At 66.9% G+C, this 13,706-nt stretch carries 12 protein-coding genes and 2 tRNA genes; 4 read left to right on the top strand and 10 right to left on the bottom strand.

What is annotated here, in order from left to right:
• Positions 1-31 precede the first annotated feature (31 nt).
• Positions 32-2,791, bottom strand: coding sequence for a DNA polymerase I (polA, locus tag ACG00X_RS20590; RefSeq protein ID WP_394491018.1), 2,760 nt, complete (start codon positions 2,789-2,791; stop codon positions 32-34).
• A 41-nt stretch (positions 2,792-2,832) separates the two neighbouring features.
• Between polA and ACG00X_RS20585 the strand changes: the two genes are divergently transcribed.
• The 4 genes from ACG00X_RS20585 (at position 2,833) to ACG00X_RS20570 (ending at position 7,081) form a co-directional block, all read left to right on the top strand.
• Positions 2,833-3,126, top strand: coding sequence for a hypothetical protein (locus ACG00X_RS20585; protein WP_394491016.1), 294 nt, complete (start codon positions 2,833-2,835; stop codon positions 3,124-3,126).
• Positions 3,127-3,163: 37 nt separating this feature from the next.
• Positions 3,164-4,195 (top strand): homoserine kinase, encoded by a 1,032-nt coding sequence (locus tag ACG00X_RS20580; RefSeq protein ID WP_394491014.1) that lies wholly within the window; start codon positions 3,164-3,166, stop codon positions 4,193-4,195.
• On the top strand, positions 4,192-5,013 hold the full coding sequence (locus tag ACG00X_RS20575; protein ID WP_394491012.1) for a BPSS1780 family membrane protein: 822 nt from the start codon (positions 4,192-4,194) through the stop codon (positions 5,011-5,013). Before ACG00X_RS20580 ends, ACG00X_RS20575 begins: the two co-directional genes overlap by 4 nt.
• A gap of 100 nt (positions 5,014-5,113) precedes the next feature.
• Positions 5,114-7,081, top strand: coding sequence for a PhoX family protein (locus ACG00X_RS20570; protein WP_394491010.1), 1,968 nt, complete (start codon positions 5,114-5,116; stop codon positions 7,079-7,081).
• Position 7,082: 1 nt separating this feature from the next.
• On the opposite strand, the gene ACG00X_RS20565 is transcribed toward ACG00X_RS20570, so the two are convergent.
• From ACG00X_RS20565 to ACG00X_RS20525, 9 genes are all read right to left on the bottom strand, one after another.
• On the bottom strand, positions 7,083-7,508 hold the full coding sequence (locus tag ACG00X_RS20565) for a PaaI family thioesterase (protein ID WP_394491008.1): 426 nt from the start codon (positions 7,506-7,508) through the stop codon (positions 7,083-7,085).
• 178 nt (positions 7,509-7,686) lie between these two features.
• Positions 7,687-7,762: transfer RNA gene (locus tag ACG00X_RS20560), tRNA-Lys, on the bottom strand.
• 72 nt (positions 7,763-7,834) lie between these two features.
• Positions 7,835-7,910, bottom strand: a tRNA-Lys gene (locus ACG00X_RS20555).
• Positions 7,911-7,976: 66 nt separating this feature from the next.
• The gene (locus ACG00X_RS20550) at positions 7,977-8,765 is read right to left on the bottom strand and encodes a tRNA threonylcarbamoyladenosine dehydratase (RefSeq protein ID WP_394491006.1); all 789 of its coding nucleotides are present in this window, start codon (positions 8,763-8,765) and stop codon (positions 7,977-7,979) included.
• Positions 8,762-9,541 (bottom strand): tol-pal system protein YbgF, encoded by a 780-nt coding sequence (gene ybgF / locus ACG00X_RS20545; RefSeq protein WP_394491004.1) that lies wholly within the window; start codon positions 9,539-9,541, stop codon positions 8,762-8,764. Before ybgF ends, ACG00X_RS20550 begins: the two co-directional genes overlap by 4 nt.
• Positions 9,541-10,071 carry a peptidoglycan-associated lipoprotein Pal gene (gene pal, locus ACG00X_RS20540; protein WP_394491002.1) on the bottom strand — a complete coding sequence of 177 codons (531 nt, stop codon included), beginning with the start codon at positions 10,069-10,071 and terminating at the stop codon, positions 9,541-9,543. Before pal ends, ybgF begins: the two co-directional genes overlap by 1 nt.
• A 90-nt stretch (positions 10,072-10,161) precedes the next feature.
• The gene (tolB, locus tag ACG00X_RS20535) at positions 10,162-11,451 is read right to left on the bottom strand and encodes a Tol-Pal system beta propeller repeat protein TolB (protein WP_394491000.1); all 1,290 of its coding nucleotides are present in this window, start codon (positions 11,449-11,451) and stop codon (positions 10,162-10,164) included.
• A gap of 67 nt (positions 11,452-11,518) precedes the next feature.
• Positions 11,519-13,003 carry a ribonuclease G gene (rng, locus tag ACG00X_RS20530; RefSeq protein ID WP_394490998.1) on the bottom strand — a complete coding sequence of 495 codons (1,485 nt, stop codon included), beginning with the start codon at positions 13,001-13,003 and terminating at the stop codon, positions 11,519-11,521.
• A 94-nt stretch (positions 13,004-13,097) separates the two neighbouring features.
• The gene (locus tag ACG00X_RS20525) at positions 13,098-13,706 is read right to left on the bottom strand and encodes a Maf family protein (protein ID WP_394490996.1); all 609 of its coding nucleotides are present in this window, start codon (positions 13,704-13,706) and stop codon (positions 13,098-13,100) included.

Below are 13,706 nucleotides of genomic sequence, written 5' to 3'. Positions count from 1 at the left end.
ATGATAGTCAAGAGAGTAAGCACTTAGCGTGTCAATGGGCCTCCTCCCAGTTGGCACCCACACCTAATTCCGCCAGCAGCGGCACTTTCAGCTGCGCCACGCCCGCCATCAGGCGCGGCACTTCGGCGCGCACCCAGTCCAGTTCGTCCTGCGGCACCTCGAACACCAGCTCGTCGTGCACCTGCATGACGATGCGGCTTTGCATGCCGCGCCGGTCCAGCTCGGCCTGCACGGCCAGCATGGCCAGCTTGATGAGGTCGGCCGCCGTGCCCTGCATGGGCGCGTTGATGGCCTGGCGTTCGGCACCGGCGCGGCGCTGACCGTTGCCGCCACGAATTTCCGGCAGGTAGATGCGTCGCCCGAACAGCGTCTCCACATAGCCGCGCTCGGCAGCGCCGGCCTTGGTCTCGTCCATGTAGCGCTTCACGCCCGCAAAGCGGGTGAAGTAGCGGTCGATGTAGTCCTTGGCGGCCTTTTGCTCGATGCCCAGCGACGCCGCCAGCCCGAAAGCCCCCATGCCGTAGATCAGCCCGAAATTGATGGTCTTGGCATAACGGCGCTGCTCGCTTGTGACCTCTTCCAGCGCGATGCCGAACACTTCCGACGCCGTCGCGCGGTGCACGTCCTGGCCCTCCTGGAAGGCCTTGAGCAGGCCGGGGTCCTCGCTGATGTGGGCCATGATGCGCAGTTCGATCTGCGAATAGTCGGCACTGACGATGCTGCAGCCCGCCGGCGCGACGAAGGCCTCGCGCACACGCCGGCCCTCGGCGGTGCGGATGGGAATGTTCTGCAGGTTGGGCTCGTTGCTGGACAGCCGCCCCGTCACCGCCACGGCCTGCGCGTAGTTGGTGTGCACGCGGCCCGTCTGTGCATTGATCTGCAGCGGCAGCTTGTCGGTGTAGGTGCTCTTGAGCTTGGCCAGCCCACGGTACTCGAGGATCTTGGCCGGCAGCGGAAAGTCCGCCGCGAGCTCGGTCAGCACCTCTTCATCGGTCGAGGGCGCCCCGGTGGCCGTCTTCTTCACGACGGGCAGGCCCAGCTTGCCGAACAGGATCTCGCCGATCTGCTTGGGGCTGCCGATGTTGAAGGGCTGGCCGGCGATGTCATAGCACTGCTGCTCCAGCAGCACCAGGCGCTGGCCGATCTCGTGGCTTTGCTGCTTGAGCTTGTCGGGATCGATCAGCACGCCCTGGCGCTCGATGCGCGCCAGCAGGTCGGCGGTGGGCATCTCGATGTCGCGGTAGATGCGCGTCAGGCCCGCCTCGGCCTCGATCTGCGGCCACAGCACCTCGCTCAGGTGCAGGCACATCTCGCTGTCCTCGCCCGAGTAGGTGGCTGCCTTGGCCACGTCCACCTGTGCGAAGGGAATCTGGTGCGCACCCTTGCCGCACAAGTCCTCGTAGCTCAGGCCCTTGCGGCCGAGATGCCGCTCGGCGAGCGCTTCGAGATTGTGCGTCTTGTGCGCCTCCAGCACATAGCTCTGCAGCAGCGTGTCGTGCTGCACGCCGGCCAGGTGGATGCCGTGGTTCAGCAGAACATGGCGGTCGTACTTGAGGTTCTGCCCGATCTTCTTGGCGGCGTCGTCCTCCAGCCAGGGCTTGAGGCGCGCCAGCACCTCGTCCAGCGGCAGTTGCTCGGGCGCGTCCGGGCCACTGTGGCGCAGCGGCACATAGGCCGCATGACCAGGCTTGTCGGCGAACGAGATGCCCACGATGCGCGCGGCCATCGGGTCCAGCGAATCGGTCTCGGTGTCGAGCGCGCACAGCGATGCGGCGCGCAGGCGGGCGATCCAGGCGTCCAGCTGCTCGAAGCTCAGCACGGTGTCGTACTGGCGGGCGATGTCTGCGGCACCGGCCGGTGGCTCGGGCTCGTCGAACAGGCCGGGGTTGGCCGCCGGCGCCTTGGCCTTGGCGGGCGCCGCCTCGCCGGTCAGCTCCTCCAGCCAGGCCTTGAAGCCGTTGCGCTTGTAGAACTCGGCCAGCGGCGCCTTGTCCGGCGTGCGAAAGGCCAGTTGCTCCAGCGCGGGCCAACCTTGCACGTGCTCGGCGAGCTCGCAGTCCAGCTTCACGGTGACCAGCTTGCGGCCCATGGGCAGCCAGTCCAGCGCGGCGCGCAGGTTCTCGCCGGCCTTGCCCTTGACGGTGGGCGCGGCCGCAATGACGCCGTCCAGCGAGCCGTACTCGGCGATCCACTTGGCCGCCGTCTTCGGGCCCACGCCGGTCACGCCGGGCACGTTGTCCACCGTGTCGCCCATCAGCGTCAGGTAGTCGATGATGCGGTTCGGCGGCACGCCGAACTTCTCGAACACGCCGGCCTCGTCAAGCCGCTCGTTGCTCATCGTGTTGATGAGCTCCACGTCCGGGTTGACGAGCTGCGACAGGTCCTTGTCGCCGGTCGACACGATGACGCGGTGCCCTTGCTCCGCGCCGACGCGGCACAGCGTGCCGATGACGTCGTCGGCCTCCACGCCCGGCACGGTCAGCGTCGGCCAGCCCAGCAGCTTCACGACTTCATGGATGGGCTCGATCTGCGCGCGCAGCTCCGGCGGCATCGGCGAGCGCTGCGCCTTGTATTCGGGGTACCACTCGTCGCGGAACGTCGGGCCGGACGCATCGAACACGCAGACCGCGTGTTCGGCGCCCACATCGGTCTGCAGCTTCTTCAGCATGGCGACCATGCCGCGCACCGCCCCGGTGGGCTGGCCCTCGGGGCCGCGCAGGTCGGGCATGGCATGGAAGGCGCGGTACAGGTAGCTGGAGCCGTCGACCAGCAGCAGGATGGGTTTGCTCATGGCGCAGGATTCTCGGACACCTCCCGCCTAGAATCGGCAGCATGTTCCGCCCCGCTGCCCTTCTGCTGCTCGCCGCCTGGTGCACGGGTGCGCTCGCCGATCCGCCGCCCGAGCCCAAGGTCGAGCGCAAGGTGTCGGAGGACGATCAAGTCCGCATCGAGGAGCTGCGGGTGCGCGGCGAGACCAAGAAGGTCACCGTCAAGAACAAGAACTCCAAGGCGCCCGATTACGAGATCGTCGTCAACGACGCGGGCCGCGAGTCTGCCGGCGGCAGCGGCACGGGCCTGAGCAAGAGTGGCTCGGGCACACGTGTCTGGCAAGTCTTCAAATTCTGATCCCGCGCGGCCGCTGGGCTGCCCTCCTTCCAGACCCATGGCCGTTTTCACCGAAGTCAGCCGCGCGCAGGCCCAAGCCCTGCTGGACCACCTCCAACTCGGGCAGCTCAGCTCGTTGCGCGGCATCGGTGCCGGCATCGAGAACACGAACTACTTTGTCGACTGCACGCAGGCCGACGGGCATCTGCACCGCTACGTGCTGACGCTGTTCGAGCGGCTGACGGCGCAGCAGTTGCCGTTCTATCTGCGGCTGATGCAGCACCTGGCCCAGCGCGGCGTGCCTGTGCCCGAGCCGCATGCCGACCGCAACGGCGAGATCCTCTTCGAAGTGGCCGGCAAACCGGCTGCCATCGTGGACCGCCTGCATGGCGGCCACCAGATGGCGCCCGACGACTTCCATTGCCGGCAGGTCGGCGCGACGCTGGCCCGCATGCACCTGGCCGGGCAGGACTACCCCCTGCATCAGCCCAACCTGCGCGGCCTGGCCTGGTGGCAGGCCGTGGTGCCACAGCTGCTGCCCTTGCTGGCGCCTGCACAAGCCGAGCTGCTGCGCAGCGAGCTGGCCTACCAGGAGCAGCTCGCCGCGTCGGCGCCGTACGCCGAGCTGCTGCAGCACCATTCCGGCCCCATCCACGCCGACCTGTTCCGCGACAACGTGATGTTCGAGCCGGGCGAGGGCCCAGGCCGCGAGCGGCTGACCGGCTTCTTCGACTTCTACTTCGCCGGGGTCGACACCTGGCTGTTCGACCTGGCCGTGTGCCTGAATGACTGGTGCATCGACCTCGCCGATGGCCGCCTCATCGAGGACCGTGCGGCCGTCTTCGTCGCGGCTTACGAGAGCGTGCGTCCGCTGTCCGGCACCGAACACCGGCTGCTGCCGGCGCTGCTGCGTGCCGCGGCGCTGCGCTTCTGGGTGTCGCGCCTGTTCGATCTGCATCTGCCCCGTGAGGCCTCGCTGCTGAAGGCGCATGACCCGGGCCACTTCGAGCGTGTGCTGCGCGAGCGCATCGCCAATCCCTGGCACGCGCTGCCGCTCGAGACGGCGGCGCCGGCTGGAGCACGGCCATGACGATGCAGCTGCATCTGCAGCAGGTGCCCGCCCGCAACGGCCGGCTGTGGATCCGCCATGGCATCAAGGTGTTCCAGCGCCAGCCGCTGGCCTTCACGGGCCTGATGGGCCTGGCGTTGCTGGCCTCCATGCTGCTGAGCGCGCTGCCGCTCGTCGGCCCCGTGCTCGGGCTGATGGCCATCCCGCTGTGCTCGCTGGGCTTCATGCTGGCCACCCATCTGGTGCTGCAGAAGAAGACGCCCACCGCCACCGTCTTCGTGGCGCCGCTGAAGCTCACGCGTGAGCGGCGCAACCACCAGTTGCTGCTCAGCACCAGCTTCGCGCTGAGTGCGCTGGTCATCCTGCTCGGGGCCAACGCCATCGACGGCGAGGCCACGCAGGCCGTGCTGACCTTGATGAAGGAAAACGGCACGCCGGAGGAGTTCGCGCGAGTGGCCGGTGACTCCCGCATCATCATCGGCGCGCTGGTCCGCTTTGGCGGGCTGACGCTGCTGGCCGTGCCCTACTGGCACGCCCCCGCCCTCATTCACTGGGGCGGCCAGGGCGTGGGCCAGGCGCTGTTCTCCAGCACGCTGGCGCTGTGGCGCAACAAGGCGGCTTTTGCGCTCAACGGGCTGCTGTGGGTGGCCGGCTTCCTCGCACTGTCCACCCTGGTCACGCTGGCATTCACGTTGCTGGGCCTGATCCAGGTCGCCCCCGTCGTCATGCTGATGCTGGGGCTGCTGATGTGGTCCGTCTTCTACGCGTCTCTGTACTTCAGCTTCGTCGACTGCTTCATGTTCGGCGCCCCGCAGGATCTGCTGGACAGCAAGCACTGACCCCGGCCGGCGTTGGCGCCAGCGGCGGTTTTTCACATGGACGACATGCAAGCTGCATAGATTGCCGAGCTTTCCACAGCACGGGCAGTCCGCCGCTTCCATGTCGCATTCCAACGCTCTCCAACGCCGCCAAGCCCTGAAGTTCCTGGGTGCGCCGATCATGCTTCCGCTGGGCGGCACGGCCCTGGGCAGCCTCCTGACCGCCTGTGGCGGCGGCGGAGATGACGATCACCCGGTCAACATGACGACGGCCAGCTTCACCGCCATGGCCGCGCCCTCGCTGTCGGTCCCGGCCGACATGGCCAAGACGCTCGTGGCGTCCAAGCTGTCCGTGAGCTTCACCGACGGCAGCACGCAGGACTACGCACTGTCCTACCAGCCCTTCTTCACCACCGGCGACCTCGTGCCGGACGGCAAGGGCGGCACCATCCTGGCTGGCGGTTATGTAGACTTCGCCGGCAAGGCCATCATCGACACCACCGTGGCCGGCAAGGAACGCCAGTTCTTCAGCGATTCGCCGGACGGCACGTCACTGCTCAAGCTCGCCACCACGACGACGGTCACCGGCGTCAAGGGCAACACCGTGTTCGCCGTCGTGCAGTTCGAATACACGACCTGGGCCCAGGACGGCAAGACCGACATGTACGGCCGCCTGCCCTCCCCCATCGCCGTGCTGACACTGGACCAGGACCCCGCCACCGGCAAGCTGTCGCTGGTCAAGTACCACAACGTCGACACAGCGCCCGCCATGGGCCTGTGGATCACCTGCGGCGCGAGCCTGTCGCCCTGGGGCACCCACCTGTCCAGCGAGGAATACGAGCCCGACGCCTTCACCATCGCCAGCAACGCGCAGTTCCAGGCCTACAGCCTGAACCTGTTCGGCGACGCCACGAAGGCCAACCCCTACCACTACGGCCACCTGCCCGAGGTGACGGTCAACCCCGATGGCACCGGCACGATCAAGAAGCACTACTGCCTGGGCCGCATCTCTCATGAGCTGATCCAGGTCTTGCCCGACCAGCGCACCGCCCTCATGGGCGATGACGCAACCAACGGCGGCTTCTTCATGTTCGTCGCCGACAAGCAGGCCGACCTCTCCGCCGGCACGCTCTACGTCGCCAAGTTCGGCACGGGCTTCTCGCTGGACCCGGCCGCTGCCGGCGCCGCCGTCACGTGGATCAAGCTCGGCTCCGCCAACAGCGCCGAGATCAAGTTGCTGGCCGACACGCTCAAGCCCACCGACATCATGGACGTGTCCACCACCGACCCGTCCGACGCGACCTACACCAAGATCTGGTTCAACGGCGCCGTCCAGTGGGTGCGTCTGAAGAGCGGCATGGACAAGGCCGCGGCGTTCCTGGAGACGCACCGTTACGCCGCGCTGAAGGGCGGCTCGATGGCCTTCACGAAGATGGAAGGCACGACGGTCAACGCCCGCGACAAGATCGCCTACTCCGCGCTGCAGAACATGCAGAAGTCCATGGTCAAGGGCAATGCCGCGTACAACGCCGCCTACAACATCGGCATCGACAAGGCGCTGAACGCCGGCGGCATCCTGGCCCACACGCTCAGCAGCGGGCAGAAGGACGCGGCCAACATGGCCATCGACAGCGAATGGGTGCCGTCCCTGACCAAGACGCTGCTCATCGGCGAAGACCTGGCCACGGCCGACGCGCTCGGCAACACGGCCAACCCGGACAAGGTCGGCGCGCCCGACAACCTGAAGTTCTCGGAGCGCCTGCGCACCCTCTTCATCGGTGAAGACAGCGGCTACCACGTCAACAACTTCATCTGGGCCTACAACGTCGACACCAAGGTGCTGAGCCGCCTGGCCTCCATGCCCTCGGGCGCGGAAGCCACCGGCCTGGGCGTCGTCGACGACCTCAACGGCTGGACCTACATCACCGCCAACTTCCAGCACCCGGGCTACTGGGAGAGCATCCACGGCGTCGTGAAGAGCACGCTGGAGCCGCTGATCAATGCCAACTACAAGAACAGGTTCGGCGCCCAGGTGGGCTATCTGACCAGCACCAGCACCAGCATGAAGCTGGCCAAGACGAGCGCCTGAGTCAGGCCCGCTCGCGAGGGATCGAATACGTGCCGGTGGCGTGCGCCACCGGTTCTTCGTCCCCCTCGGAGAAGATCCACACCTCCCCGACCGCAAGCGCGCGGCCGAGCTTCATCAGCCGGCAGCGCGCCAGCAAGCGCCGGTCGGCGCGCGGTTTGCGCAGGAAGTTGATCGACAGCTGCGTCGTCACCGCCAGCGGCACGATGCCGATGCGCGCCAGGATGGCGACATAGAGCGCGACATCTGCGAGGGTCATCATGACCGGGCCAGACACCGTGTTGCCCGGCCTGAGTTCGGCGGCGCCGACTGCATGCGCCAACACGACGCTGCCGTCGGCATCAAGCGCTTCCAGCGTGCAACGACTCTGAGGAAACTCTGCCTGGAGGAAGGCAGTCAGCTCGGCCTGCGACGGCGCGCGAAAAGTCATGGGGCGGCGGCATGAAGCATTGAAGGCCGCCAAGCATCGCACGCCCGCTTCACAGCGGGCGCTGAACACCACTTCGCATCGAAGCGCGCCCGCCGAATCAGGCCAGGTCGCCTCATCGACAGCGGTTCGTGAAGCAGAAAAAGCAAAACCCGCACGAGGCGGGTTTTGCTGCTTGTTTTGGTGGGCCCTGAAGGATTCGAACCTTCGACCAACGGATTAAGAGTCCGCTGCTCTACCAACTGAGCTAAGAGCCCTGATTCAGTTCAACTTGCGTCTTGCTGAGCCAATGATTGTAGCACAACTTTTTTAGATCGTGCCAGAAAATCTGGTGGGATGTGCAGGATTCGAACCTGCGACCAACGGATTAAAAGTCCGCTGCTCTACCGACTGAGCTAACATCCCGCGTCAAGCAGAGCCTGCCATTATAGGCATGTTTTTAAGGGGCTCGCAAGAATTTTTGTGTTTTCGTCAAACCGGCGTGCGGCTCAGGTGCAAGCGCTGCAATTCTGCCGCCGCGCACAGCCCGAACGTGGCCGTCACGGCCACGCTGGAGCCGTAGCCATGGCAATTGAGACTGCCATCGACATCACAGCTCTCGCCTGCTCCCATCTGCGGGAGATGCACGGGTTCACGGGAGTAGACGCAGGACACGTCCATGCTGCCCGCCCGTGGCGCGCCATGGTGCTTGCGAAGCCGCTGGCGCAGCGACGCCAGCAACGGGTCATGCGTCGTGGCGCTGAGATCGTCGAGCTGCACGCGGTGTGGCTCGCGCTTGCCGCCTGCAGCACCGACCGTCACGAAGGGCAGGCGCTGCTCTCGCGCCCATGCGGCCAGCGTCGCCTTGGCACGCACCTGATCGCAGCAGTCGATCAGGCCGTCGAGCCCGGTACTGCCGATCAGCGACGGCCAGTTTTCCGGCGTCACGAAATCCTCGACCACGTTCACCGTGCAGCCGGGGTGGATGTCCGCGATACGCAGGCGCAGCGCCTCGGCCTTGGCCATGCCGACCGTGGAGCCTAACGCCTGGATCTGGCGGTTGATATTGGATTCGGAGACCTGGTCCAGGTCGATGAGCGTCAGTTGCGCCGCGCCACTGCGCGCGAGCGCTTCGACGGCCCAGGAGCCGACACCACCCAGGCCCACCACCGCGAATCTCGCGGTGCGCAGGCGCTGGTAGGCGTCATCGCCGTGAAGGCGGCGCAAGCCACCGAATCGGCGCTCCAGATCAGCCTCGAGCTGATCTCCCGTCAAGTTCATTTGACGGTCGCGAGTCGTTCCTTGGCCGCTTGTGCAGCCTCGGTGCCGGGATAGCTCTTGACGACGTCGTCGAAGGTGCGGCGCGCAGCCTTGTTGTCCTTCAACTCGACCTGGCAGTTGCCCAGGGCGAGCAAGGCCTCTGCGGCACGGGGATGATCCGGGCTGCCAGCGATGAAGGCCTTGAAGGTGGCAATCGCGTCCTTGTAGTCGCGCTTGCCATATTGGGCGTTGCCCAGCCAGAAGCGGACCGAGTCGGTGTAGCCGCTGGCCGTGTAGCGCTTCAAGAAGGCGTTGAGGGCTGCCACGGCCTCGGCGAAGTCGCCACGGCGCACGAGGCCGATGGCGGCTTCGTACTGGTTGCGCTCGTCCGGGGCGACCTGGAACTCGCGTCCGTCCAGCGTGACCTTCTGCGGTTCCAACGGCTTCAGCCGCGCCTCGACAGCCTGCGACTGATCCGTCAGCTTGCGCTGCGTGTCAGCCAGGTCGCGGGCCAGCCGCTCGTTGGCGCCACGCAGGCTCGCGACCTCAGCCCGCAAAGCCTCGATCTGGCTGTTCAGCTCCAGCATGCTGCGGCGCAGCGGCTGGAGCTGATCCTGGATCAGCGTGTTGAGCTGATCCGCGCGCTGCTTGGCGGCGTCCTCGTTGGCCTGGATCTTGGTGCGCAAGTCGAGGATGGCCCGGCGGGCTTCATCATCCTCGAACAGGCCGGCGCGAGCCGGCTGCAGAAAGGCCACGCCCGTGGCAAACGCCACCAGCGTCAGACGCACGCCACGCATCACTTGTCCTTGAGCTCGACGCGACGGTTCTTGGACCAGGCTTCTTCGTTGCTGCCTTGTGCAGCCGGGCGCTCCTTGCCGAAGCTGACGGCTTCGACCTGGGTGCCGGCGACGCCCAGCAGCGTCAGCGACTTGGCAACGGCTTCGGCACGACGCTGACCCAGGGCCAGGTTGTACTCACGGCCACCGCGCTCGTCGGTGTGGCCTTCCAGCGTGAGGGCCAGCTTCTTGTTGTTGTTCAGGCGCTTGGCGTGCAGGTCGACCAGCGGACGGAACTCTTCCTTGACGACGTCGCTGTCGAAGTCGAAGTACACGACGCGCTTGTCACGGACTTGTTCGGTGTATTGGGCGTCCAGATCAACCGTCTTGACGGCGGTCTGAGCGGGGGCGGGAGGTTGCGGTGCCGGAGCCGGAGCCGGGGCGGGCTCGGCGGTAGCGACCGGTGCCGGCGCGTCCAGCTTGGTGGTGGAACCACAGCCTGCCAGAGCAGCAGCGGCAATCAGGGTGAGCGCGTAGCGGGTCAGCTTCATTCGAATAATCTCCACAAGGGGACGGGGGAAAAGAGCACGGCCGGCTGCGACGCCGGCCCGTTATTGTCCAACATCGCGTGAGCCGTCAAGTTACTGAGATGAAAAAGGACCCCAGGTCGGTTCACGAACTTCGGCCGTCGTGATGAGCAACGGCGTCTTGATCTTGCCATCGAGCGTCGTGGTCATCAGCACCTCGCGGCCGCCGGCACGGCTGGCGTAGACGATGAGCTTGCCATTGGGCGAGAACGCCGGGCTCTCGTCTTCACTGGCATCGCTGATCTGCTGCGAATCGCCCGACGCAATATCCATCACGCTCAAACGGAAGGCACCGTTGGTGCGCGTGATGTAGGCCAGCGTGCGGCCATCCGGGCTGATGGCCGGGCTGATGTTGTAGGTGCCGTTGAAAGTGATGCGGTCCGCGCCGCCGCCACCCGCCGACATGCGGTAGATCTGCGGGCCGCCGCCACGGTCGCTGACGAAGTAGATCTGCGTGCCGTCGGGCGAGTAGCAGGGCTCGGTGTCGATCGCGCTGCTGCGCGCCAGACGCCGCACGCCGGAACCGTCGCGGTTGATCGCGAAGAGCTGGGTGCCGCCTTCGCGCGACAAGCTCAGCGTCAGTTGCGAGCCGTCAGGCGCCCAGGCCGGCGCGCTGTTGGTGCCTTTGAAGTCAGCCAGCACCCGACGCGAGCCCGTCTGCACGTCCTGCACGCGAACGGTGGCCTTGCCGCTTTCGAAGGAGACGTAGGCCAGTTCGCGGCCGTTCGGCGCCCAGGCAGGCGAGATGATGGGTTCGGGGCTGGTCAGCGCGACCTTGGCGCCCTCGCCATCGGCGTCGGCGATGACCAGGCTGTAGCGGCGGCCTGTCTTGGTGACGTAGGCCATGCGCGTGGCGAACACCCCCTTGTCGCCGGTGAGCTTTTCGTAGATCAGGTCGGCGACGCGATGGGCCGCGAGGCGGGCGTCGTCCGGGTGCACGGCCTGGGCCTGGCCGATGAGCTCGGTGCCCTTGACGACGTCCCAGAGCTTGAAGCGAATGTCCAGGCGGCCATCGGCCAGGCGGTTGACCGTACCCGCCACGAGCGCGTCGGCCTGCTTGGAACGCCACTCGGGAAACGCGGGCACGCTGGTCTCGTTGAGACCCGCCGGCGCATCGACGCTGCGGAACTGACCGCTGCGTTCCAGGTCGGCACGGATGATGGCGGCGATGGGCTGCGGCGATTTCGCCTCGTCACGGAAGTCGACGATGGCCACCGGGATGCGTGAGCCGCCGACACCGGAGATGTCGATGCGCACCTGCGCCAGGGCCGGAACAGCACCCAGCGTCGCACCAAGGGCGGCAAGTGCCGCAAGGCTGCGGCGGCGAGAGACAGATACGAGCATGGCGCGCGATTCTGCCGCACCTGGGCGACTTGCGGCGTCAGACGGCGCCGCATGTCGCCCGCGGGGCTTACAGCAGCACGATGTCGTAGTGCTCGGTCTGGTTGGTCGGCTCGGCGGTCAATGAAATGGGTTTGCCGATGAAATCCGACAGCCCGGCCAGATGCGCGCTTTCCTCGTCCAGCATCATCTCGACGACGTTGGCCGCCGCGACGACACGGAACTCGCGCGGCGAGAACTGCCGCGCCTCGCGCAGGATCTCGCGCAGGATGTCGTAACAGACCGAGCGCGCGGTCTTGACCTGCCCTCGCCCCTCGCAGGTTGGGCAGGGCTCGCACAGCATGCGCGCCAGCGATTCGCGCGTGCGCTTGCGCGTCATCTCCACCAGGCCCAGCTGCGTGAAGCCGCCGACGGTGACCTTGGTGCGATCACGGTTGAGCTGCTTCTTGAACTCGGCCAGCACCGCGGCCTTGTGCTCCTCGCGCGTCATGTCGATGAAGTCGACGATGATGATGCCGCCCAGGTTGCGCAGCCGCAGTTGCCGCGCGATGGCGCCGGCCGCCTCCAGGTTGGTCTTGAAGATGGTGTCGTCGAAGTTCCTCGCACCGACGAAGCCGCCGGTGTTGACGTCGATGGTCGTCATCGCCTCGGTCTGGTCGAACACGAGCGAGCCGCCGGACTTCAGCTCCACCTTGCGCGCCAGTGCACGCGCAATCTCGGCGTCGACATTGCACAGGTCGAAGATGGGCCGCTCGCCGCGGTAGTGCTCCAGCTTTGCGGTGGCGGCGGGCATGAACGTCTCGCCGAACTGCCGCAGCACCTCGTACTGCATGCGCGAGTCGATGCGGATATGGCCGGTACGCTCGTTGGTCAGATCACGCAGCACGCGCTCGACGAGGCTCAAATCCTGGTGCAGCAGGCTGGCTGGCGGCGTGTTCAGCGCCTTGTCGCGGATCTGGTGCCAGGTCTTGCGCAGGTAGGCGATGTCGGCAGCGAGCTCCTCGTCGGACGCATCCTCGGCATTCGTGCGCAGGATGAAGCCGCCGCCCCCGCCCGATTCCCGGCTGCCTACCAGCGCCTGCATGCGCAGGCGCAGCGACTCGCGCGCCTCCGGCGAACCGATCTTCTGGCTGATGCCGATGTGCTCGTCCTGCGGCAGGTAGACCAGCATGCGCCCGGCAATGCTGACCTGGCTGGACAAGCGCGCGCCCTTGGTGCCGATCGGGTCCTTGATGACCTGCACCGTCAGCGGCTGGCCCTCGAAGACCAGCCGCTCGATGGGCGTGGGCGGCGTGTCGCCACTTTGATGCCGGCCATGGCCGAACTGCGCGGCACTGTGCAGGTCGGCCACATGCAGGAAGGCCGCGCGCTCCAGGCCGATGTCGATGAAGGCCGACTGCATGCCGGGCAACACCCGCACGACCTTGCCGAGATAGACGTTGCCGACGAGGCCCCGCTCCAACGTGCGCTCGATGTGCAGCTCCTGCACGGCACCGTTCTCGACCACAGCCACCCGCGTCTCCTGCGGCGACCAGTTGATCAGGATGTCTTCCATCTCTCATCCTTGAATGCTGACGGTTGAGCGCGGGCATGCGCGCAACCGTCAGAACTCGACGCGGCCTCCACGCCGCCCCGGGCGCCCGCGGCGCTCAAGGCGCCAGGCCGAATTTCCCCAAGAGCTGCGCCGTCTCAAAGAGGGGCAGCCCCATGATGCCCGAGTAGCTGCCCGCAATGTTCATGATCCACGCCGCCGCCTGGCTCTGGATGGCGTAACCACCCGCCTTGCCGAACGGCTCGCGGCTGGCGACATAGCGGTCGATCTGCGCCGCCGACAGCGGTGCGAAGTCGACCTGCGACACATTCAGCGCCGCCTCGCGCCGCAAGCCGTCGCTCACCGCCACGGCCGTGATGACCCGGTGGCCGCGCCCCGACAGCAGTGCCAGCATGCGCCGCGCGTCGGCCTCGTCTGCGGGCTTGCCGAGGATGAGATCGTCCACGGCCACGGTCGTGTCCGCGCACAGGATGGGCGCACTCACCAGCGTACGCGCAGCCCGCCGCGCGAGAGCAGCGTCGAGCTTCGCGCCCGTCACGCGGGCGCAATAGGCCTCGGGCCGCTCGCCGGGCAGCGTGGCCTCCAGCGCCTCGGCATCCTCGTCGGCGCCAGGCAGCAGCAGCTCGTGCCGCACGCCCAGCTGGTCCAGCAACTGGCGCCGGCGCGGGCTCTGCGACGCCAGATAGATGAAGGCCGGAGCAGTCAT

The sequence above is a fragment of the Pelomonas nitida genome (genome assembly GCF_043555975.1).
Taxonomy (GTDB): domain Bacteria; phylum Pseudomonadota; class Gammaproteobacteria; order Burkholderiales; family Burkholderiaceae_C; genus Pelomonas; species Pelomonas nitida.
This window is presented reverse-complemented; position numbering and strand designations above follow the sequence as displayed.

What these genes read in the sequence shown, in the direction of transcription:
- polA (WP_394491018.1), bottom strand. Translation starts at nt 2,791, where the DNA reads ATGAGCAAACCCATCCTGCTGCTGGTCGACGGCTCCAGCTACCTGTAC.
- ACG00X_RS20585 (WP_394491016.1), top strand. Translation starts at nt 2,833, where the DNA reads ATGTTCCGCCCCGCTGCCCTTCTGCTGCTCGCCGCCTGGTGCACGGGT.
- ACG00X_RS20580 (WP_394491014.1), top strand. Translation starts at nt 3,164, where the DNA reads ATGGCCGTTTTCACCGAAGTCAGCCGCGCGCAGGCCCAAGCCCTGCTG.
- ACG00X_RS20575 (WP_394491012.1), top strand. Translation starts at nt 4,192, where the DNA reads ATGACGATGCAGCTGCATCTGCAGCAGGTGCCCGCCCGCAACGGCCGG.
- ACG00X_RS20570 (WP_394491010.1), top strand. Translation starts at nt 5,114, where the DNA reads ATGTCGCATTCCAACGCTCTCCAACGCCGCCAAGCCCTGAAGTTCCTG.
- ACG00X_RS20565 (WP_394491008.1), bottom strand. Translation starts at nt 7,508, where the DNA reads ATGACTTTTCGCGCGCCGTCGCAGGCCGAGCTGACTGCCTTCCTCCAG.
- ACG00X_RS20550 (WP_394491006.1), bottom strand. Translation starts at nt 8,765, where the DNA reads ATGAACTTGACGGGAGATCAGCTCGAGGCTGATCTGGAGCGCCGATTC.
- ybgF (WP_394491004.1), bottom strand. Translation starts at nt 9,541, where the DNA reads ATGCGTGGCGTGCGTCTGACGCTGGTGGCGTTTGCCACGGGCGTGGCC.
- pal (WP_394491002.1), bottom strand. Translation starts at nt 10,071, where the DNA reads ATGAAGCTGACCCGCTACGCGCTCACCCTGATTGCCGCTGCTGCTCTG.
- tolB (WP_394491000.1), bottom strand. Translation starts at nt 11,451, where the DNA reads ATGCTCGTATCTGTCTCTCGCCGCCGCAGCCTTGCGGCACTTGCCGCC.
- rng (WP_394490998.1), bottom strand. Translation starts at nt 13,003, where the DNA reads ATGGAAGACATCCTGATCAACTGGTCGCCGCAGGAGACGCGGGTGGCT.
- ACG00X_RS20525 (WP_394490996.1), bottom strand. Translation starts at nt 13,706, where the DNA reads ATGACTGCTCCGGCCTTCATCTATCTGGCGTCGCAGAGCCCGCGCCGG.